The sequence below is a fragment of the Rhodococcus sp. 06-418-5 genome (assembly GCF_002258285.1).
GTDB lineage: Bacteria > Actinomycetota > Actinomycetes > Mycobacteriales > Mycobacteriaceae > Rhodococcoides.
In genome coordinates this window covers 254,074-275,326 of sequence record NZ_NOYE01000008.1, presented here as the reverse complement: position 1 = coordinate 275,326, position 21,253 = coordinate 254,074, and the positions used below count along the sequence as shown (strand labels likewise).

The 21,253-nt window shown below is 62.8% G+C and carries 19 protein-coding genes; 9 read left to right on the top strand and 10 right to left on the bottom strand.

Annotated elements, in window-relative coordinates:
- Nucleotides 1-56: 56 nt before the first annotated feature.
- The 8 genes from gyrB to dnaA form a co-directional block, all read right to left on the bottom strand.
- A complete protein-coding gene (gene gyrB / locus CH274_RS03035; RefSeq protein ID WP_032396991.1) occupies nt 57-2,099 on the bottom strand; it encodes a DNA topoisomerase (ATP-hydrolyzing) subunit B in 2,043 nt (680 codons plus the stop codon).
- 257 nt (nt 2,100-2,356) lie between these two features.
- Nucleotides 2,357-3,454, bottom strand: coding sequence for a PDR/VanB family oxidoreductase (locus CH274_RS03030; RefSeq protein ID WP_094656797.1), 1,098 nt, complete (start codon nt 3,452-3,454; stop codon nt 2,357-2,359).
- 32 nt (nt 3,455-3,486) lie between these two features.
- On the bottom strand, nt 3,487-4,404 hold the full coding sequence (locus tag CH274_RS03025; protein WP_052049959.1) for a metal-dependent hydrolase: 918 nt from the start codon (nt 4,402-4,404) through the stop codon (nt 3,487-3,489).
- Between the two features lie 166 nt (nt 4,405-4,570).
- A complete protein-coding gene (locus tag CH274_RS03020; RefSeq protein WP_032396990.1) occupies nt 4,571-5,134 on the bottom strand; it encodes a DUF721 family protein in 564 nt (187 codons plus the stop codon).
- Entirely contained in the window at nt 5,131-6,381 is a 1,251-nt protein-coding gene (gene recF, locus CH274_RS03015) for a DNA replication/repair protein RecF (RefSeq protein WP_094629012.1), read from the bottom strand. Before recF ends, CH274_RS03020 begins: the two co-directional genes overlap by 4 nt.
- Entirely contained in the window at nt 6,382-7,308 is a 927-nt protein-coding gene (gnd, locus tag CH274_RS03010) for a phosphogluconate dehydrogenase (NAD(+)-dependent, decarboxylating) (protein ID WP_032396988.1), read from the bottom strand.
- A 65-nt stretch (nt 7,309-7,373) separates the two neighbouring features.
- Complete coding sequence (dnaN, locus tag CH274_RS03005; protein ID WP_032396987.1) at nt 7,374-8,558, bottom strand: DNA polymerase III subunit beta; 1,185 nt, start codon at nt 8,556-8,558, stop codon at nt 7,374-7,376.
- 583 nt (nt 8,559-9,141) lie between these two features.
- Entirely contained in the window at nt 9,142-10,674 is a 1,533-nt protein-coding gene (gene dnaA / locus CH274_RS03000) for a chromosomal replication initiator protein DnaA (protein WP_032397345.1), read from the bottom strand.
- A 621-nt stretch (nt 10,675-11,295) separates the two neighbouring features.
- Between dnaA and rpmH the strand changes: the two genes are divergently transcribed.
- From rpmH to CH274_RS02950, 9 genes are all read left to right on the top strand, one after another.
- Nucleotides 11,296-11,439, top strand: a complete 144-nt coding sequence (rpmH, locus tag CH274_RS02995; protein WP_026347786.1) for a 50S ribosomal protein L34 — start codon at nt 11,296-11,298, stop codon at nt 11,437-11,439.
- Nucleotides 11,440-11,469: 30 nt separating this feature from the next.
- Nucleotides 11,470-11,850: a ribonuclease P protein component gene (rnpA, locus tag CH274_RS02990; protein ID WP_032396986.1), complete on the top strand. Its 381-nt coding sequence runs from the start codon at nt 11,470-11,472 to the stop codon at nt 11,848-11,850.
- Nucleotides 11,847-12,176, top strand: a complete 330-nt coding sequence (gene yidD, locus CH274_RS02985; protein WP_032396985.1) for a membrane protein insertion efficiency factor YidD — start codon at nt 11,847-11,849, stop codon at nt 12,174-12,176. The genes rnpA and yidD overlap by 4 nt, the downstream gene beginning before the upstream one ends.
- Before the next feature lie 4 nt (nt 12,177-12,180).
- Entirely contained in the window at nt 12,181-13,272 is a 1,092-nt protein-coding gene (gene yidC, locus CH274_RS02980) for a membrane protein insertase YidC (protein ID WP_032396984.1), read from the top strand.
- A 25-nt stretch (nt 13,273-13,297) separates the two neighbouring features.
- A complete protein-coding gene (locus CH274_RS02975) occupies nt 13,298-13,960 on the top strand; it encodes a Jag family protein (RefSeq protein WP_094656692.1) in 663 nt (220 codons plus the stop codon).
- Nucleotides 13,961-15,752: 1,792 nt separating this feature from the next.
- The gene (rsmG, locus tag CH274_RS02965; RefSeq protein ID WP_094629016.1) at nt 15,753-16,430 is read left to right on the top strand and encodes a 16S rRNA (guanine(527)-N(7))-methyltransferase RsmG; all 678 of its coding nucleotides are present in this window, start codon (nt 15,753-15,755) and stop codon (nt 16,428-16,430) included.
- An 81-nt stretch (nt 16,431-16,511) separates the two neighbouring features.
- Nucleotides 16,512-17,522 (top strand): ParA family protein, encoded by a 1,011-nt coding sequence (locus tag CH274_RS02960; RefSeq protein WP_032396980.1) that lies wholly within the window; start codon nt 16,512-16,514, stop codon nt 17,520-17,522.
- A gap of 4 nt (nt 17,523-17,526) precedes the next feature.
- Nucleotides 17,527-18,603 (top strand): ParB/RepB/Spo0J family partition protein, encoded by a 1,077-nt coding sequence (locus CH274_RS02955; RefSeq protein WP_094656690.1) that lies wholly within the window; start codon nt 17,527-17,529, stop codon nt 18,601-18,603.
- A gap of 264 nt (nt 18,604-18,867) precedes the next feature.
- Nucleotides 18,868-19,548 (top strand): hypothetical protein, encoded by a 681-nt coding sequence (locus CH274_RS02950; protein WP_032396978.1) that lies wholly within the window; start codon nt 18,868-18,870, stop codon nt 19,546-19,548.
- Between the two features lie 34 nt (nt 19,549-19,582).
- Here the strand turns inward: CH274_RS02950 and CH274_RS02945 are convergent, their stop codons facing one another.
- On the bottom strand, nt 19,583-20,776 hold the full coding sequence (locus CH274_RS02945; RefSeq protein ID WP_032396977.1) for an N-acetylmuramoyl-L-alanine amidase: 1,194 nt from the start codon (nt 20,774-20,776) through the stop codon (nt 19,583-19,585).
- A 144-nt stretch (nt 20,777-20,920) separates the two neighbouring features.
- Nucleotides 20,921-21,253, bottom strand: a complete 333-nt coding sequence (gene trxA / locus CH274_RS02940; RefSeq protein WP_008711582.1) for a thioredoxin — start codon at nt 21,251-21,253, stop codon at nt 20,921-20,923.

The following is a 21,253-nucleotide window of genomic DNA, read 5'->3' as shown; positions in this document are numbered from 1 at the left end:
AAGAAACGGTCACCGTCACGCACCGAGAGAACTCATCGGTGCGTGAAGGGAAGTGACTAAACGTCAAGAAAGCGAACATCTTTCGCGTTGCGGGCGATGAAGCTACGACGCGCGGACACGTCCTCGCCCATCAGCACGCTGAACAGCTCGTCGGCTGCCGCCGCGTCGTCCAGTGTCACCAGACGCAGGACGCGCACCGACGGATCCATGGTGGTCTCCCACAGTTCCTTGGCGTTCATCTCGCCGAGGCCCTTGTAGCGCTGGACGCCGTCCTCGACGTTGATCTTGCGCTTGTTGGCGATACCGGCCTCGAGCAGACCGTCGCGCTCGCGGTCGGAGTAGGCGAAGTCGGGTTCACCCCGGCTCCACTTCAACTTGTACAGCGGCGGCATGGCCAGGTAGACGTGGCCGTGCTCGATCAACGGTCGCATGAAGCGGAACAGCAGCGTCATCAGCAGGGTCGAGATGTGCTGGCCGTCGACGTCGGCGTCGGCCATCAGCACGATCTTGTGATAGCGAAGCTTGGTGATGTCGAACTCGTCGTGGATGCCAGTGCCGAAGGCGGTGATGATCGACTGGACCTCGTTGTTCTTGAGGACGCGGTCGATGCGAGCCTTCTCGACGTTGATGATCTTTCCGCGCAGCGGCAGGATCGCCTGGAACATCGAATCTCGTCCCGATTTGGCCGAGCCGCCGGCGGAGTCGCCCTCCACGATGTAGATCTCGGACTTGCTCGGATCGTTCGAGCGGCAGTCGGCGAGCTTGCCCGGCAGGCCTCCGATGTCGGTTGCGCTCTTGCGGCGCACCAATTCTCGCGCCTTGCGTGCAGCCATCCGGGCCTGCGCGGAGGAGACCGCCTTGTTGATGATGGTCTTGGCGTCGGCGGGGTTCGATTCGAACCAGTGCGCCAGGTGCTCGTTGCATGCCTTCTGCACGAACGACCTGATCTCGGTGTTGCCGAGCTTGGTCTTGGTCTGTCCCTCGAACTGCGGCTCGCCGACCCGTACCGAGATGACTGCGGCCAGACCCTCACGGATGTCGTCGCCGGTGAGCTTGACGTCCTTCTCCTTGACCAGCTTCTTCTCGAGTGCGTACTTGTTCACCGTCGAGGTGAGCGCGGTTCGGAAGCCCTCTTCGTGGGTGCCGCCCTCGTGCGTGTTGATGGTGTTGGCGAAGGTGTGTACCGACTCGGAGTACCCGGCGTTCCACTGCATGGCGATCTCGACCTCGTGGCCCTCACCCTTACCGGTGAAGCCGACGACCGAATTGTGGATCGCGGTCTTGGTCCTGTTGATGTGCTTGACGAAGTCGACCAGGCCGTCCGGGTAGTGATAGGTCCGCTTGCGCACCTTGGCCGGCTTGGCGACGGCCGCGTCGGCCTGTTCTTCCTCGGCGGTCTTGGGTGCCTCGGCCGTCTCACCGAGTTCTTCCTCGGTGGCGTCGGTGGCTGCCACCCGCTCGTCGGTGAAGTTGATGGTCAGGCCCTTGTTCAGGAACGCCATCTCCTGCAGGCGACGATGTACGGTCTCGAAGCTGTAGTCGAGGGTCTCGAAGATCTTGCCGTCGGCCCAGAATCGTACGGTGGTGCCGGTCTCGTCGGTATCGCCGACGGTCTCGAGCGGGCTGGGCTTGGCGTAGTCGTAGGTCTGCTTGTAGCGATGACCGTCGCGCGCGATCTGCAGTTCCACCTTGGTGGAGAGTGCGTTCACCACCGAGATGCCGACGCCGTGCAGTCCACCGGAGACGGCATAGGAGTCGGAGTCGAACTTGCCGCCTGCGTGCAGCTGTGTCATGACGACCTCGACGGTGGGAACACCGGAGGCGTGCATGGCGACGGGAATTCCTCGACCGTCGTCCTTGACCTCGACGCTGCCGTCCTCGTGGATGGTGACGTCGACGGTGGACGCATAGCCGGCCATGGCCTCGTCGACGGAGTTGTCGACGACCTCCCAGATCAGGTGATGCAGGCCTCGTTCACCGGTGGAGCCGATGTACATACCGGGCCTCTTACGAACCGCTTCCAGGCCCTCGAGGACCGTGATGGACGAAGCGCCGTAATCCTTGCTGTTGTCGTTGGTACCTGACTTCTGGGCAGCCACGGTTAGCTGGTTCTCCTTCTACGCGTCCACTACCCCGCTCACACCCCGCAGGGTGCTACCGCAGGGATGGGCGCAGTCGGTTCCGGCCGCGCCCGAGTCCATGCGTTTTTTCCGGGCTTGATGTCGTACCGGTCCATAGTACTGGTTGCCTGCGACAGCATGGGCACGATGACACCCCTAAAAGGCCCCTGATTGCTTCACAGACGCATTTTTTCGATACCGGACGGCAAAGATGAAGGGTAAAACCGGCGATTCGGCTACAGATCGAGCACGATCCGTTCGCCCTCGGAACGCGACACGCAGATCAACATCTCACGCTGCTGCTCCTCGGCCGTAAGCCGATTCTCCCGATGCTGCGGTGTTCCGCTCAGTACTCGAACGCGACACGTCCCGCAGAAACCCTGCTGACAGGAGTACGCCACATCCGGGCGCAGCCGCCGAATGGCATGCAGCGCAGTCTCTTCCGGGCCGACCGTGACGATGTCACCGGAGTCGACGAGTTGGACCTCGAATTCGGCACCGTTCTTCACCGGTGGCGGCGAGAACCGCTCGAAGTGCAGATGCGTTGCGGGCAAGGAGTCGAACGAGGCCCGAACCAGGTCGATCATCGGCGGCGGCCCGCACACGTAGACCGAACCACCCGGTGCCGCGGCACCGAGCAGATCCATGCTCGACGGCATGCCGTCCACATCATCGGTCCGCACCGTGACACGCTCGGCCTCCCAGCCGGCGATCTCGTCGAGGAACGGCATCGATTCACGCGAACGGCCACAGTAGACCAGGTGCCAGTCCATTCCCGTCCGGCGAGCGCGACGGACCATCGAGATGATGGCAGTGATACCGATTCCTCCGGCCACGAACAGTGCATGCTCGGACTGTACGAACGGAAAACCGTTGCGCGGCCCCCGAATCGAGACTTCGGTGCCGACCGGGAGATCGTGCATCTCGCGCGACCCGCCGCCGCCGTCGGGCACCAGGCGCACCGCGATGGAGTACGAGTCGGCATCCGGATCGCCACACAACGAGTACTGCCGACGGCGGCCGGACGGGAGATAGAAGTCCAGATGCATTCCCGGTGCCCACGCAGGCAACACCGCTCCGTCGGCCGCGGCGAACGTCAGTCGGATCACTTGCTCGTCCACGCAGAGCACTTCGCGTGAGACCAAGGTCAGTACCCGGGTCCGGACGACGGGCGGTGCCGCGAACGACGCGTCGTAGTCGTCACCGTCGAGCAGAGCGAACCATTTGTCGAGCGCGTCGGTCACCAGTGACACGGTCTGATCGGGCTCGTCGCGGCCGTACAGATTCTTCGGAATCGTGCGTCCCAGTCGGAACGAGTCCACCTTCTGTGCCATTGCGCCGAGCTTGCTCCGCAACGTGCGTTTGGTCATCGATCGGCGGACCGAGCTGCCGGTGAGGTGGCCAGATACTGCACTGCCTGCGCCGTCGACCCTTCCTGCGAAGGGTGGTACGTGCGCTTGAAGTAGCGCAGCGACGCTTTCACCATCGACATCGGGGTCGGGAACAGACCCGCAGCGGCCACTCGGCGAAACTCTCGGAACGACGGTGTGCGCTGCTTTGCGGGAAGGTGCGCCAGCGTCGGATCCTGGCTCATGAGAAAGCGAACACCGCGGGTCCAGAACCACACGAGCGTGGGCGCGATGACGACGTAGGTTCGGATCCGGCGGGCCGGGCGGACGTCGAAGTACCGCATCACCTCGTAGGCCACCGATCGATGCTCGACTTCTTCGGCTCCGTGCCACCGCAGCAGGTCCAGCATGATCGGATCGATGTCCGCCTCGTCCAACGCCGTGGCATTGAGAACCCAATCGCCGAGAAAAGCGGTCAAGTGCTCGGCGGCGGCGATCAGGGCGAGACGTTCGACAAGGCTGTTCTGGCCGTGGCCGGTCCGGTTGCCGAGAGCACGGCCGAACAGGAACTTCATCTGATCGACGTACGGATCGACGTCGATGCCGTGGGCCCGAAGCTGATCGTGCACATCGGTGTGCGCCTGCGCGTGCATCGCTTCCTGACCGATGAATCCGATCACGTCGTCGCGCAGCTGATCGTCGTGGATGAGTGGCAGCGCCTCCTTGAACGTGCGCACGAACCACTCCTCACCCTCGGGCAGGAGCAGGTGCATCACGTTGATCAGGTGCGTCGCGAGTGGGTTGCCATCCATGTAATGCAGCGGCAGCGAGTTCCAATCGAACTCCACGTTCCGCGCGTGCAGGATGACGCGATCTTCGGGGGTTCCGTCCACATCGACGGCTGCTGTCGATGTCTTCTTCGTTGGTGCAGACACAACTTCTCCTCGTCCGATGCGCACAGAACAGTAAATCGGTCCCCCGACCGTTGCGTGTCCCGAATCACGCTACGCACATCGACCATGTCACAGCAACACTGGCCCCAACATCTGTTGAGAATCACCTGGACCAGGAGATTCCGAAAGCGAAGGTTGGGACCTCTCACTATCCGTACGTGTCCCGCGGACCTCGTCCCCGGACGTGCCGTTCGCCTTTTCTCCAACTCTGGGTCGTCGGACCGGTGATGCGTAGCGAGGTCACCACGCCGTGACCGACGGCGGCAGCGATCTTGGCCAGAATCTGCGACTGCATCAGCCTCAACTGGGTCGCCCACGCCGTGGACTCGGCGGAAATACTCAACACTCCGTCCTTGAGACCGGTGGGGTCCGCATGAGCCGAGATGTCCTCGCCGACCACGCTCGGCCACCGGCCGAGCACCGCGCCCTCCGACACCTTCGCCGACCATCCGCGCTTGGACGCGATCGAGTTCGCCAGCGCCCCGAACGCCTGGGGATCACGGTCGTCCGGCCCCGCTCCCGACCAGCCCCGGCGACGACGCCCCCGCAGTGCTCTGACTCCGCCTGTCGGTGACGACCGTCCCTGTCCCACCGATTTGCCGCTGGCCTTGGCTGCGGCTCGGGCGTCCTCGAGTGCTCGACGCGCCAGATCCACGCCTTTCAGTTCCGGTACGTCACCGTTGTCCGTGGGAGTCGCGTCGTCGTCGGTCATCGATCCTCACCTTCCGAACGTGCGATATCGATATCGTTCGACAAGTCCGAGATACGCGAGATACGTCCTGCTGCACCGGAATCCGCGCTCTGCTTCGCTTCCACTCCGTAACGACGAGCGTCCAGCTCGGGTGGTACGTCTTCCGGTACCGCGGCCGTGATGAGCACCTGCTCGGCACCGGCCGCCACCGTCGCCAGCGCGGCACGCCGTTTGCGGTCGAGTTCGGCGAAGACGTCGTCGAGCATCAGTACCGGATCGGTACCGTCCTCCCGCAACAAGGCAAAGGAGCCGAGCCTCAAAGACAATGCGTACGACCACGATTCACCATGGCTGGCAAAGCCTTTCGTCGGTTGGTCACCGAGCATCAGTTCCAGGTCGTCGCGGTGCGGTCCGACCAGGCAGACCCCGCGTTCGATTTCACGCTGTCTCATCACCGAAAGTTGATGGAGGAAGGCAGCTTCGAGAACTTCTGTGTCGTCGGGCTCGGGTGCACGGTCGGCATCGGAGAACTCCGGTGGGAGCGCCTCGGCCAGACTGCAGCGATAGGCGACGGCAGCCAACCGCGACTCGGGTGCGATCGAACTGTAGGCCTGTTGCACGAACGGCATCAGCTCGTGCACCAACGCTATTCTGGCAGCGAGCAATCGAGCTCCGTGCGCTGCCAGATGACCATCCCAGACGTCCAGGGTGGCGAGCGCACTCGCGCCGTCGCCCGAGGACGATCCGCGACGCAGCGATCCACTCGCCGTCTTGAGCAGAGCCGATCGTTGCCGCAGCACCTTGTCGTAATCGGCACGGACGGTGGCCATTCGAGGAATCCGAGTGGTCAGTAGCTCGTCGAGATAGCGGCGTCGCTCGCCGGGATCGCCGCGCACGAGCGAAAGATCCTCGGGAGCGAACAGCACACTCTGCAACACCCCCAGAATCTCACGGGGGCGCCGCAGCGGAGACCTGTTCATCCGAGCCTTGTTGGCTCTGCCTTCGAGGAGCTCGACATCGATGATCAGTTCGCGACCGTGATTGACCACGGCACTGCCCACGAAGGCCTTGGCAGCACCGGCTCGAATCATGGGAGCGTCCGACGACACACGATGCGAGGACAACGTCGACAGATAGTTGAGCGACTCGAGCAGATTGGTCTTGCCGTGTCCGTTGGGCCCTACGAACACGGTCGAGCCCGGTCCGAGGTCGACGGTGAGATCGTCCCAGGATCGAAAATCGTGCAGCTGCAGAGACCGAACGAACACTTACTCGGTGTTCTTCGGCGCCGGGGCGCGCAGGGTCTCGTCGGCATCGGCCTTCTTCACCGCGTGCCCGCCGAACTGGTTGCGCAGTGCGGAAACAGCCTTCATTGCCGGTGAATCCTCTTGCCGCGACGCAAATCTCGCAAACAGGGCCGCGGAGATGACCGGCGCGGGGACCGCGTGACGAATGGCCTCCTCGACGGTCCAACGACCCTCACCGGAATCCTCGGTGTAGCCGGAGATCGCACTGAATTCCGGATCCTGGCCCAGCGCTTCGACCAACAGGTCGAGCAGCCACGATCGCACGACCGTTCCCTTGCTCCAGGCTCGCAGTACGCCCTGGACATCCTGCACGAGTTCTTCGGCCTCGAGGATCTCGTAACCCTCGGCGTACGCCTGCATCAACCCGTACTCGATGCCGTTGTGCACCATCTTCGAGTAGTGGCCTGCACCGACCGGACCGGCGTGCACGAAACCGTCCGCACGCTCGCCTTCGGGACGCAAGGCGTCGAAGATCGGCATCGCCCGAGCGACGTGCTCGTCCTGACCGCCGACCATCAGGCCGTAGCCGTTCTTCAGGCCCCAGACGCCACCGGATACTCCGGCGTCGATGTAGCCGATTCCCTTGGCGTCCAACAGCTCTGCGTTGGGCTTGTCGTCGGTGAATCGAGAATTTCCGCCGTCGATCACCAGATCGCCCGGCTCGAGCACATCGGCCAGACCGGTGATGGTGTCGCGGGTGATCTTGCCCGACGGAACCATCACCCACACCACACGAGGCGCCGTCAGCGCCTGGGCCAGACCGGCCAGTGACGGAGTATCGGTCACCTCCGGTCGGGGGTCGTAGCCGACCACCTCGTGACCGTGCTCACGCAGTCTCTCGCGCATGTTGAAGCCCATTTTTCCGAGACCGACCAAGCCCAGCTGCATGATGAGGCGTCCTTGTCTGTGTCAGGTGCGAAAGTTCGCGCGGGTTCAACAGTAACCAGACCGGATCAGCCCGGCAGCCTGACCGGCATCAGCAAGTACGTGTACTCGGACTGCGGCGCCGCGAACTTGCCCGCGTCGTCGGGCACCAATTCCTCGTCCGAGGTCGGCCGCAGCACTGCGGGTCGGCTCGGCGTCGTGAATCCGAACGTGACCTTCTCGCTGTGCAGCGACGACAGGCCGTCGATGAGGTAACCGGGGTTGAACGCGATGGTCAGAGCCTCGCCCTGGAAATCGGCAGGCAGCGCCTCCTCGGCGCGACCTGCATCGTCTCCACCTGCGGAGAGCAACACACCCTCGCCGTTGAACTCCAGTCGAACCTGCGCGCCACGCTCGGCGACGAGAGCCACACGCTTGATCGCTTCGATCAGCGACGCGATCTCGAGGGTCGCCACCGCAGTGTGTTCGGCCGGCAGCAACTGACGGAACTTCGGGAATTCGGCGTCGAGCAGACGCGTCGTGGTGCGGCGCCCATCGCTGACGATGCCGAGCAGCCCGTCACTACCGATGGTCGAACCGGAACCGAGGGCCAGTTCGACGGGTGAGCCGGAGTTACCGCCGAGGGTTTTGGCCGACTCTGACAGGGTCTTGGCCGGGATGAGCACCGCGGTGGTGGTATCGGCGCCGGCGGGAGTCCACTCCACCTCTCGAACAGCCAACCGGAAACGGTCGGTGGCCGCGAGAACGACGTTGGTGCCGTCGATCTCGACGCGGATGCCGGTGAGCATCGGCAGTGTGTCGTCCTTGCCCGCCGCCACTGCGACCTGGGCAATTGCCTCGGAGAAGACATCGCCGGCCAGCGAACCGGTGTTGTTGGGCAGCTCGGGGAGCTGCGGGTAGTCCTCCACCGGCATCGTGGGCAGCGAGAACTTGGCGCTGCCGCAGTTGACCAGAACGCGGGTTCCGTCGACGGTGACGTCGACCGGCTTGTTCGGCAACGACTTGGTGATATCGGCAAGTAGCTTGCCCGACACCAGAACTCGGCCGGCAGTGGCAACTTCGGCGGAGACCTTGACCTGAGCGGAGACCTCGTAGTCGAATCCGGAGACCGTCAGACCCTGCTCGTCGGCGGCAAGAAGAACTCCACCGAGAACGGGAACGGGCGGCCGGGACGGCAGGCTACGAGCCACCCACGCGACGGAATCGGAAAAATCTTCACGAGCAACGCGAAACTTCAAACTTCCAAGCTCCATCGCTCGGCATTTCCTCTCGTTCGGTGGCGTTCGTCTTCACGATCCGGCGGTGCAACCACGATGGTTGCCGCTCGAACCGATGCAACGACGAGTGTGGCACATCCAGCGCAAGCACACCGTATGCCCTCCGAACCGGAGACGGAAGCGCGAGGGTCTCGCCGAACTCGGGATTCGGGTGTCCCCGAGGGGCCTGTGAACGGATCGTTCCCCAACACCTGTTTTCAAAGAAGTTCTTTCAAGGAGAAAACAGAAGTATTAATAGGTCCTGTGGAATCTGTGCACGGACCACTCGATCCGCTGGTGGCCGAGCGTGGTGTCGTGGGGATGAACTCGGGACCAATTCGTGGTTGACGAACCGCTGCCTGTGGACGAATCACATCGGTGCACAGGCGCCCACACTCCATCCCCAGAACTTCGATGTTGTCCACATGGTTATCCACAGGTGTGAATCAATGGTCGACGCCTCGAAAAATCACCGAATCCGCGTCGGGAATCGGTCCGCCGAACGACGAGAAAAGCACGACGGCACCGAACCCGCGATGGGATTCGGTGCCGTCCGACGAGTCGGTCCATGCCGGGTCGTCTACCTCTTCGAGCGCTGCTTGATCCGCGCCGTCAGCTCCTGAACCTGGTCGTAGACCTTGCGACGCTCGGTCATCTCCTTGCGGATCTTCTTGTCCGCGTACATCACCGTCGTGTGGTCGCGACCGAACGTCTGGCCGATCTTGGGCAGCGACAGATCGGTGAGCTCACGGCAGAGATACATCGCGATCTGCCTGGCCATGGCCAATGCTCGGGCCTTACCCGGACCACAGAGGTCCTCGATGGACGTGTTGAAGTACTCCGCGGTCACGGCCATGATCGTGGCCGCGTTGATCTCCAGACTCGACGAATCGGGGATGAGATCGCGCAGGACCACCTCGGCCAGGGTGAGGTCGAGTGCCTGTCCGTTCAGCGATGCGAAGGCCGTCACTCGAATGAGGGCACCTTCGAGCTCACGAATGTTGCGTTCGATCCGGCTGGCGATGAGCTCGAGCACGTCGTGTGGCACATCGAGCCGATCCATCCGAGCCTTCTTGCTCAGAATTGCGATTCGCGTCTCGAGCTCGGGTGGCTGCACATCGGTGATCAGGCCCCACTCGAAGCGGGTACGAAGTCGCTCCTCGAGCGTGGCCAGTTGCTTCGGTGGCCGGTCGGACGAGACGACGATCTGTTTGTTCGCGTTGTGCAAGGTGTTGAAGGTGTGGAAGAACTCCTCCTGGATGCCTTCCTTGCCTTCGATGAACTGGATGTCGTCGACGAGCAGCACGTCGGTCTCCCGGTAGCGGCGCTTGAACGCCACCTTCCGGTCGTCACGAAGACTGTTGATGAAGTCGTTGGTGAATTCCTCGGTCGAGACGTACTTGACGCGCATGCCCGGGAACAGCCGCTGCGCGTAGTGGCCGGCCGCGTGCAGCAGATGCGTCTTGCCCAGACCCGACGCCCCCCAGACGAACAGCGGGTTGTAGGCGCGAGCAGGTGCCTCGGCGATGGCCACCGCGGCTGCGTGTGCGAATCGATTGGAGGCACCGATGACGAACGTGTCGAAGGTGTACTTCGAGTTGAGGCTGTTGGCGCCCGAGGACGGTGGCGTCGAGTCGGGAGGCTTGGTGAAATACGTCGGCCAGGAGTTCTGGACGCTGGCCAAGGCCTCGCGTTCGTCGTCGACCTCTTCGTAGTCGGCGGTTTCGGAGTCCGACGGCTCGTCGTCTCTGCTGGTCAGGATTCGGCGCCGGTAGGTAGGAGAACTGACTGCATCGGGGTACGTGGATCGCTCGGCTTCGATCTTCTCGTCCTCGGGAGCCGAGATACGCACACCGAGTCCCTCGACACCCTGTCCCAGGTGACGCCCGAGGGCGCCGAGGATGGGTTCGCGAAGATCTCGCTCGATCGCTTCCTGCGCGAAGGTCGACGGAACTGCGAGCAGTGCGAACCCCTGCGTCAAGGTCAGCGGTTTGACCAGCGCGAGCCAGGCCTTCTGGCCTTTGGTCAGCGGCGACCCACTGTGTCGGTCGGATGTGAGCTCCGCGACCACCTCGGGCCAGATGCGCGCGAGCGCATCCGGATCGTCGTTCACGTTGGGCCCTCCGTCGTCGAGCATTGGTCTCGGGCGGTGTTCGACGCGTGAATTCGTGCGTCGTTTCGTACCCGCGCAGCAACAGCGTCGGATAGCGTCGTCGTTCGTGCGTCGCTGCGGCCGAGACCAGGGTCCGTGGGTGGACCCCGCAAGGTACGAATATGCCACCTGAACTGTGTTTCCACACAATTATCCACAGGTGTGGATAAACGACACCGATGTGACCCCAGAACGCGTTTCGGTTCGTGGTATGGCGTTTGCGCCAGTCTGACCTGCATCGATGCCGACTGTCTGTCGTGCGATCGGACGAATTGTGTCGCAGTGCCTGCTCGTTCGGCGGCGATGTCGAGCACCGTCACACCATCTGTGGCCCCGGACCGGCGCTGCCTGTGCATGAACGACGGCACGGTGCACTCGGGAGCGAGTTTGACCGGCAGTGACTCGATCAGTACTCTCGAACAGTCACCCAATAGCGAGGTGGCCGATGCTTGCTGGCTGCTCACAGTCTGTCTTCACTCGGATTTCTCGCTCGGGAGGCTAGCGACTTCATCCGAACTCGCTGAGAACCTTTACAGCAGGCGCCGACAGATCGGCGTCGTCGAATCTCGAGGAGTGTTGACCGTGGCCAAGGGCAAGCGGACGTTCCAGCCGAACAATCGCCGCCGCGCGCGCGTTCATGGCTTCCGTCTTCGTATGCGTACCCGTGCGGGTCGTGCAATCGTTTCCGCACGTCGCGGCAAGGGCCGTAAAGAACTCACAGCCTGATATCTGTTCGTCCGAAGCTTGGAGCTCGGGATGCTTCCTGAGCCGAATCGACTACACCGAGCACGTGATTTCTCCGTAGCGGTGCGTCGAGGACGCCGAATGGGTAGATCGGATCTTGTGGTTCACGCCGTCGTGCGTGACGAACAGGACATCGCATCGACCGTTCGCGGGCCACGATTCGGATTGATCGTCAGCAAGGCAGTCGGGCCGGCCGTAACTCGTCATCGAGTTGCGCGCCGGCTTCGGCATATCTGTACCGACGTCATCGGTGAGCTCCCCGAGACCACCGACGTGGTGATCCGTGCACTGCCCGGAGCCGCGCGCGCGTCCTCGGCAGATCTATCGATTCAACTGCGTTCAGGATTGAAGAAGCTCGGTCTTCTCGAAGCTCCGAAGGGTCCGCCGTCATGACATTCATGGGCAACCTTCGTTCCATTCCTGCTCGAACACTCGTCTACGTCATCGGGTTGTACCGGACATACGTGTCCCCGATGAGACCTCCCACCTGTCGCTTCTCCCCCACCTGCAGCGAGTACGCCATCGAGGCCCTCCAGGTGCACGGAATGACGAAGGGCTCGTTGCTGGCAGTCGTCCGCCTCCTCAAATGTGCTCCCTGGCACTCTGGAGGGTGGGACCCGGTACCCGAACCCGGTAGGTGGCGCGCGATCGTCACCGAACCTACCGAAACCGAAGAACACCACGATCTCGTGCGAGTGGAAGAACAGAGGAGTACATAGAGCCGTGCTCGACTTCATTTACTACCCGGTTGCCTGGATTCTCTGGGTGTGGCACAAGGTGTTCGGCTTTGTGTTCCAGGATCCCAGCAATGGGTTCGCCTGGGCACTGTCCGTCGTCTTCCTGGTCTTCACCCTCCGCCTGATTCTGTACAAGCCCTTCGTCAAGCAGGTTCGCACCACGCGGCAGATGCAGGAGCTACAGCCGCAGATCAAAGCGCTGCAGAAGAAGTACGGCAAAGACAAGCAGAAGATGGCCGTCGAGATGCAGAAGCTCCAGAAGGAGCACGGCTTCAATCCGCTGATGGGCTGCTTGCCGGTGCTGGCGCAGGCGCCTGTGTTCATCGGCCTGTTCCACGTACTGCGCTCGTTCAACCGCACCGGTACCGGTTTCGGTCAGCTCGGGTTGACTCCCGAGGAGAACCGCGAGCTGTCGAACTACGCGTTCAACGTGGCGGACGTGCAGTCCTTCCTGGACGCCCGCCTGTTCGGTGCACCGATCTCGGCGTGGATCACGATGCCGCAGGACCAGCTCAATGCCTTCGCCGTAGGACCGGATGCGACCATTCCGTCCACCTGGGTCATCGCAGCAGTCTCCATCCCGCTGATGATCATCGCGGCCATCATGACGCACCTGAACTCGCGCGCATCGGTCGCGCGTCAGAGCGCGGCGGCCGCAGCGAACCCGCAGTCCGCGATCATGAACAAGCTCGCGCTGTACGTCTTCCCGCTCGGTGTTCTCGTGTTCGGTGCCCTGCTGCCCGTCGCGATCCTGCTGTACTGGGTCAGCAACAACACCTGGACCTACGCGCAGCAGCACCTGGTGTTCGGAAAGATCGACAAAGAAGAAGCCGCGAAGGTCGCTGCCGCAGTGGAGAAGCGTTCCGAGAACGCGCCCAAGCCCGGTGTGAAGCCGGTATCGACCACCAAGCCGAAGCCAGGTGCTCGTCCCAAGCTCTCGAAGATGACGCCGACGAGCGATTCGTCCGTGGCGGAGACCGGCGAGGGCAGTTCCGGTTCGACGACCGGTGCCGCAACGCCGGCGAAACCGAGACCGCAGGCGAACCGGAACAAGTCGACCAAGCGCAAGCGGCGCTGACCGACACGTCGAGAGAAGGACGAACATGGCAGCGGACGTAGAAGAAGCACAGAACGACGAAGTACGGACAACCGGCGCGGTATCCGGGGATGGAGCGAGTGACGTGGTGGTCGAGGCCGATCAGGTGGGTGCAGTCGACGCGGAGGCAGATCGGACTCCTGTGGTCGAGGAATCCGATGACTCGGGAGTGGTCGAGGACAAGATCGACGAGGATGACGAGGACGACGAAGATTATCTGGTCGAGGAAGGCGAGATTGCCGGCGACTACCTCGAGCAACTTCTGGACGTCCTGGACTTCGACGGCGACATCGATCTCGACGTGGAGGGTGATCGCGCGATCGTCAGCATCGACGGCGGCGACGATCTCGCCAAGCTCGTCGGTCGCAAGGGCGAAGTTCTCGATGCACTGCAGGAGCTGACTCGTCTCGCCGTTCAGCAGTCGACGGGTGAGCGCAGCAAGCTGATGCTCGACGTCGCCGGCTGGCGCGCCAACCGGCGTACGGAACTCGGCAACCTCGGTGCCGAAGCAGCCCGTCGCGTTCTCGAATCCGGTGAACGCGAAGAACTGACCCCGATGACTCCGTTCGAGCGAAAGATCGTGCACGACGCGGTCGCGAAGATCGACGGCGTAGCGAGCGAAAGCACCGGCGTCGAGCCGGCCCGACGAGTAGTCGTCGTCAAGGCGTAACTGAGCCTCCCAGTCGATGGCCCCCACTTCGGTGGGGGCCATCGTCGTATCCGGATGTAGCCGCACATCCTGGCGAATATCATCGATGTAATTTGTGTGCCGAGCAGACGACTATGTTGCCGGTTCGATCGATTTCCTCGCCGAATTACCAGATCCAGGCATCCAGTGCGCTTTCGTCACTGTGACGGCAACTATGGCGGTGTGACGCGTCGGTATCGAGCGCACATTGCGCGGAATTGTTTCACGTGAGACGTGTGACATCGATGTCGTCATCGTCCAAGCATGTTGCGTCCGTCGCAGTGCTGTTCTCGCGGACGCTGGTTCTAGGCACCGCGCACACTGGGCCGTCGTGACGTTCGTTCTCTGATGAAGTTGAGACATTTCGACTGCTATTCGAGACGGTCCGGAGCCGGGGCGGTTTCACGTGAAACAGTCCGATGCCAGTTGGGTGTCCGGATCGAGTTCGGCGCAGCAGTGAAACTGAGTTCGAGACACTCAGCGAAGAAATAGCGACGGGCATCGATCGCGCAGGGTGTGTGCCGACGATCCGGCCGAGGGCATATACGTGGGACAGGACATCGGGCCGTCGCTGTGGGATTCGATGTCGGCAAAGATCGGCGTTGCCGGGATTCGGAGATAGACAACAGCGGGCCCGGGCTCATGGACGATCCTTCCGACGACGATGCGACTCACCTTGGACAGTCGCGCATCGATCGTTGTGAAGGTCGAGAGAATCGTTCGATTGCTGTAGCCGCGGCGGGAACTCCAGCGCGATACGAAGTGCCCGTACCGCGAAGCCGACGATGAGGCGATACTCGCGGCGTTGTCGATCTTCGAGAGGGTGCCCGTCGAAATCTCCGCGGGCTCGATTCGGGGACATGAGCGAGGGCCGACGATGTGCTCGAGACAGTTGCACGGGAGCACTCGTCCAGCGAACGACTGTGTACGACTGCTGACCCATCCGGCTGATCCACATGCAGTGTGGGTGCGTCTGGAGTTCGGGTGCAGCGGCTGGGTGCTCGAGGCGATCGCGATGTGATCGAGATCGAAACTGTGGACTCTCCCCCGTCCGTGCCCGGCCGCGAGATCGAGGATCTCCGGGACGCCATTGCGGCCGAGAATGTCTGCGGTGTGCATCGGCTACCCGCGGTCGTTCTGCGATGACGTTTGACGCGGGGCTGAGCAACGGTGGGTCGGTTTCACGTGAAACGTTGTTCTCGAGGATCCGTGCCGTCAAGGCGTAGCGCCACCGACTGTGTTCGTTCGCCGACGGGATGGACCCGTCCCGCGGTATCGGTACGGCGACGTTGGTGGGATCGCACCGGGCCCATTCGGTTGGATTCTGGAGGCTGCTGCCAGGTGCGGACGAACCGATCGATTGCGTCGGCTCTTCTCCCATCGACTTGTTGCTCAGCCGACGAACGTGTGCCCTATCGAGTCGGTGCGCGGTAGGCGATTGAGTGCCATCGATGGGAGGTGAAGTTTCACGTGAAACGTGATGTGGGGCCGGTAGACCTCGAGTCGTCGACAGGACCGAGTCCGTCGGGTTTGGATCGATCAGCGCGATTCTGATTCGGGCTGGGCTGGAGGTCATCGATTCGAGCGCACGGGCGGATCGGTTTGCTCGGACGGACCTGGCCGAAAACCGGCTGGCTCGCCAATCGTGACTTGCTGCGGCTCGGTCCGAAGGGCGCCCGCACGGCGCACGTGCTGTCGCCAATTCCGGTGTCGATGTCGCAATCCGCCGAGTTACAGCGATGTCGTTTGGCGTTCCGCGCTCGGGCACGGGAAGATGTTTCACGTGGAACAAGAAGGCTCGGACAGCAACCAAGTGATGGCCGTGGCAGAGCAGATCTTCGGTGACCGGCTCGAGTTGGCACGGAGGTATCACGACTCGTTGGCAACGGCAGGCGTCGAACGAGGACTCATCGGACCGCGTGAAGTTCCACGGCTCTGGGAGCGACACATCCTCAACTGTGCGGCGATCGGTGAGCTCATCGATGAAGGCGAGACCGTCGTGGACATCGGCAGCGGCGCGGGCTTGCCCGGGATCCCGCTGGCGATCGCGCGACCCGATCTGCGCGTGACACTCGTCGAGCCCCTCCTCCGGCGGACCGTGTATCTCGCCGAGTTCATCGAGGAACACGATCTGAACATCTTGGTCGTGCGCGGCCGCGCGGAGCAGCCCGGCGTCAAGAAGGAAGCCGGCGGCGCCGACGTGGTGACGTCGAGGGCGGTGGCACCTTTGGAAAAGCTTGCAAAGTGGTCGCTGCCGCTCGTTCACGAGCACGGTCGAATGCTGGCTCTGAAGGGTTCGAGCGCCGCTGAAGAGATCGAACGTGACCGGGCTTCCCTCGCTCGGATGGGTGCTGGCAAGCTGGAGGTAGTGGAGTGCGGAGTGGGGCTGTTGCCCACTCCCACCATTGTCGTCAGAGCGGTGCGTGAGCCGCGGAGACTGAGTCGTCACTGAAGTCGATTGCGGGCTCACACGCCGCGCGCTCGACCCGATCGATCGTATTGAACACAGTCAGTTCCGCACTAAGGAGCACATATGTCGGGTGGGTCCGATCCCGCTGTTTCACGTGAAACAGCGCCCAAGAAGAACGCCTCGAGCAACTCGGAGAACAAGTCGGGGGTGACGGCCGGCTCAGGGTTCGAGTACACCAACGCGATCTCACCGAACGACACCCCCATCGGTGCCGCGGCACATCGAGCCAGCCAGGTTCTGCATCCCGGATCGGTGTCGCTGCCGAAACCGGCGAAGCGACGCATGCTGACCATTGCCAACCAGAAGGGTGGCGTCGGGAAGACGACGACCGCCGTGAACCTGGCTGCCGCGCTCGCGCTCCAAGGCCTGACGGTTCTCGTGGTCGATCTGGACCCTCAGGGCAACGCCAGCACCGCGTTGGGCGTCGAGCACCACTCAGGTGTGCCGTCGAGCTACGAGGTCCTCATCGGTGAGGTGAGCGCCAAGGACGCGGTGCAGAAGAGTCCGCACAGCGACCGGTTGTTCTGCATCCCGGCAACCATCGACCTCGCCGGAGCCGAGATCGAGTTGGTGTCGATGGTCGCTCGCGAAGGGCGCCTCAAGACGGCGCTGTCCGTGGAGGAGCTCGCAGGCATCGACGCGGACTTCATCCTGATCGACTGCCCGCCGTCGCTCGGTCTGCTGACCGTCAACGCGCTCGTGGCCGCGACCGAGGTACTGATTCCCATCCAGTGCGAGTACTACGCGCTCGAAGGCGTGGGTCAGCTCCTCCGCAACATCGAGCTGGTGCAGTCTCATCTGAATCCCGAACTGCACGTCTCGACCGTCATCCTGACGATGTACGACGGCCGGACCAAGTTGGCGGACCAGGTAGCAGAAGAAGTACGCAAGCACTTCGGGGACGCCGTCTTGCGCGCCGTCATCCCCCGCAGCGTGAAGGTATCCGAGGCTCCCGGGTACGGCATGACGGTGTTGGATTACGACCCCGGTTCGCGAGGTGCGATGAGCTACCTGGACGCCGGACGAGAGCTCGCTGCCCGATCGGCCGGCATCGACGAAGCACGAAAGAAGTAACCAGATGAGTTCGACACGTAAGGGTGGTCTGGGTCGCGGCCTGGCCTCACTGATCCCTACCGGACCTGACGCCGGACCACGCCTCGGTAACGCCGCGGCAGACGTGATCATCGGCGCGGATCGCAACGCCAAGGACCGTCCCGATACGTCCACCAAGCCGAAGCGAACCGCACCCGCAGACGATCTCACCGAGACAGCCACGGCGCCCACTCCGACACCGCCGGTGCTCAGTGGAGACGACCTCTCCCCCGTCGGTGCCGTCTATCGCGAGATCGCACCGGACCGGATCGAAGCCAACCCGAAGCAACCGAGGCACGTCTTCGACGACGAGTCGTTGGCCGAACTGGTGCACTCGATCCGTGAATTCGGACTCATGCAGCCCATCGTTGTGCGCCTCGTATCGGGATCTGCTGGTGCCGGTGACGCGAAATATCAGCTCGTCATGGGCGAGCGTCGGTGGCGTGCGAGCCAGGAAGCCGGCCTCGAGTCGATCCCTGCGATCGTTCGGGAGACCGCCGACGATGCGATGTTGCGCGATGCTTTGCTCGAGAACATCCATCGGGTACAGCTCAATCCGCTCGAAGAAGCGGCGGCCTACCAACAGTTGCTCGAGGAATTCGACGTCACGCACGAGGAACTGGCTGCGAAAATCGGTCGATCACGTCCGGTCGTCACCAACATGATTCGTCTGTTGAAGCTGCCGATTCCCGTACAACGACGAGTGGCGGCCGGAGTTCTCTCGGCCGGACACGCCCGCGCCTTGTTGTCCTTGGACGCGGGTTCCGATGCGCAGGAGTCGTTGGCTGCGCGAATCGTCGCCGAGGGTCTCTCCGTACGCGCGACGGAGGAGGCCGTCACTCTCGCCAATCGGGAGGACGGAAAGAGCCCGGATCCGGCACCCCGTCGCAAGCCGATTCAGATGCCGGGCCTCCAGGACGTCGCCGATCGCCTCTCGGATTCGTTCGATACTCGGGTGACGGTCAGTCTCGGCAAGCGGAAAGGCAAGATCGTGGTCGAATTCGGCTCGGTCGATGACCTTCAGAGGATCGTCGAGATGATGGAAGCACAGAAGAAAATGTAGTCGCGAATTTTCAGGACCAGTCATACGCGGTCGAAACGTCACTGTGACGTAGCTCGGTCGGAGGTGGTCACGAATGTTCGCAAAAGGGTCGAAAGATATTGTCATACAACGCATTTGAATGATTCGCTCCGCTCGACGGGTTCGACGATGGAATGGCGGGGGTGACGCCTGCGGAACAACCCATGTGACATCCTTGTCGAGGAGCGGATCGACTCCGACGGAGAATTCTCGCGTTGAACGAGTGCACGAAGGCTGAGGTAAGCGGTGTCGGCGATGGTGACCGGAGTGACGCTCGGTTCGTTCGAGCACTTGCCGACGCATTCGCGGCGGTGCAGCTTCTGGGTACTCGATCCCGCGTCGGAGAGTTCGTCGGTCGATCTCGAATTCGAGAACGAAGTATGGCTGTCGACCATCATGCTCGAGTGGGGATCGTGTGGGCAGTTGCTGTCCATCGATGGTAGGACGATCGGCTGCGCGCTCTACTGCCCACCCCGAGCAGTTCCACGCGCGGCGACGTTCCCGACTTCGCCCGTCAGCCACGATGCGGTTCTACTGACCCAACTCCGCATCGATTCGCCCGACGACGCGGATCTGCATTCGGCGACCCTGATCCAGGCAGTCGTGGGTGATCTGGTCAATCGTGGCGTTCGCGCTCTGGAAGCGTTCGGCATTCGACGCAACGCCGACGATGCTGCGCCGGTGGTTCCCAACGCCACCGCACAACTGACGTGTTCGGCATCGACGTGCATGATCGAAGCGGATTTCCTCGAGAAGGTCGGGTTCGAGGTCATCGCTCCCCACCACAGATTCCCGAGACTACGGCTCGAGCTCGATCGTGATCACGGGTGGAAGCAGGACGTCGAATCCGCACTCGAGCAGCTACTGATCGCGGCGAGTATCTCCGTCGTCGACATCGAGCAGAAGTCGACGGTCGGGGCGCGCTGAGTACTCACCGATCGACACGTTCGTGCGCGGTCGGTCAGGGGCGATCGGAGGCGGCGAGTTCTTCGGCGAGCAACTCCGCGAAGGTGAACGTTCCGGTCGGCTGATCGTCCTGCCCGAGTAGATACAGACGTTTGACGGCGATCAGAATTGCTTCGGCGATGATGTCGCGAAACTTCGGGTCGCTGAGCACTTCGACATCGGATTCGTTGGTGAGGTAGCCGAGGTCGATCTGGATGGTCGGCATGTTGGTCAGACGCAACAGATCCCACGTGCGGCCGTGGCTACGGCAGTCCAGAAGCGGTGTGCGAGCGACGATTTCACGCTGTACGTAGCTGGTCAGTACCTGGCCGATCATCGAGGTGGATCCGTGCGAGTTACCGAAGTGGAAGCTTGCGACACCGTTGGCCATGGGGCTGGTGCTCGATGCGCAGCGCAACGAGATCATCAGATCGGCACCCCAGGCATTTGCGGTCTCGGCGCGGTCGGCAACCGAAGGATTGGTTCCGCGCGCACGGGAGAGGAACGTCTCCATGCCGGTCGCGGCCATGCGGCCCTCGAGCCGACTGGCCAGATCCCACAGAATCTCCGATTCGGAGACTCGGCCGAACGCTCCGTCGACGATGTGTCCGGTGTCTGCTCCGCCGAGATCGGGGTCGATGACGATGCGCTTGCCGGTCAACTGGGGGCCGGACTTACGAACGAGTTCTTCCTCGCTCATGGCGTGAGGGGATCCACCGGTGACACGAGTTCCGAGAAGGTCCAGAGAGCGCAGAGTCGCAGGCCCACAGATGCCGTCGGGGGAAAGCCCGATCTCGCGCTGGAACGAGGACAGACCCTCGTGTGTGCGCGGACCGAAGAAGCCGTCGACGCGTTCGCTGTAGAAGCCGAGATCCTGAAGTCTCGTTTGCAACGAGGCGACGTCGTCGCCGTACAGCGGAGCGGACAGCTGATAGATGAGGGTTCGAGCGCCGAGGCGATACGACGCCTCTTTCAACGCGCGATACGTGGCCGGGCCCACCACGCCGTCGACCAGCAGGCCGCGGTGTTGTTGGAAGGCGCGCACGGCACCTCCGAGGGCACCGTCGAACACGGATCCGGGAGCGGTCCAGTGGCCGTCGGCCATCGGACCTGGGGGAACGACTGCTTCGTGGAGAAAGCCGAGTGCCGACAGGGTGCCGCGGACCTCGGCGACGGCGGGTCCGGAATCGCCGTGACTGAGTTCCTGCATCCTCGACAAAGCCTCTCGATCGTTCCGACGGCACTCGCACCTCGCGGCCGATGTGCCGATGTGCCGATGCCGAAGCATCGGCACATCAGATGATTGTCGCAGAAAGACTGGCTTCCGCTGCAATCCACACGGTGTGCGGGTGAGTCAGATAACGCCTTCGAGGTCCTTGAGCAGCGCGGCCTTGCCCTTTGCGCCGACAATTTGCTTGACCGGCTTGCCGCCCTGGAAGAGGATCAGCGTCGGAATCGACATGACCTTGAAGTCGCGGGCGGCCTGCGGGTTGGCGTCGATGTCGAGCTTGGCGATGGTGAGCTTGTCCTTGTGCTCGGCCGCGATCTCCTCGAGAACCGGGGCGACCATCTTGCACGGGCCGCACCAGGTGGCCCAGAAGTCGACCAGGACGGGCTTCTCACTGGTCAGAACATCGTCGACGAACGATGCGTCGGTGATGGTGACAGTGCTCTTGTCGTCGGACAT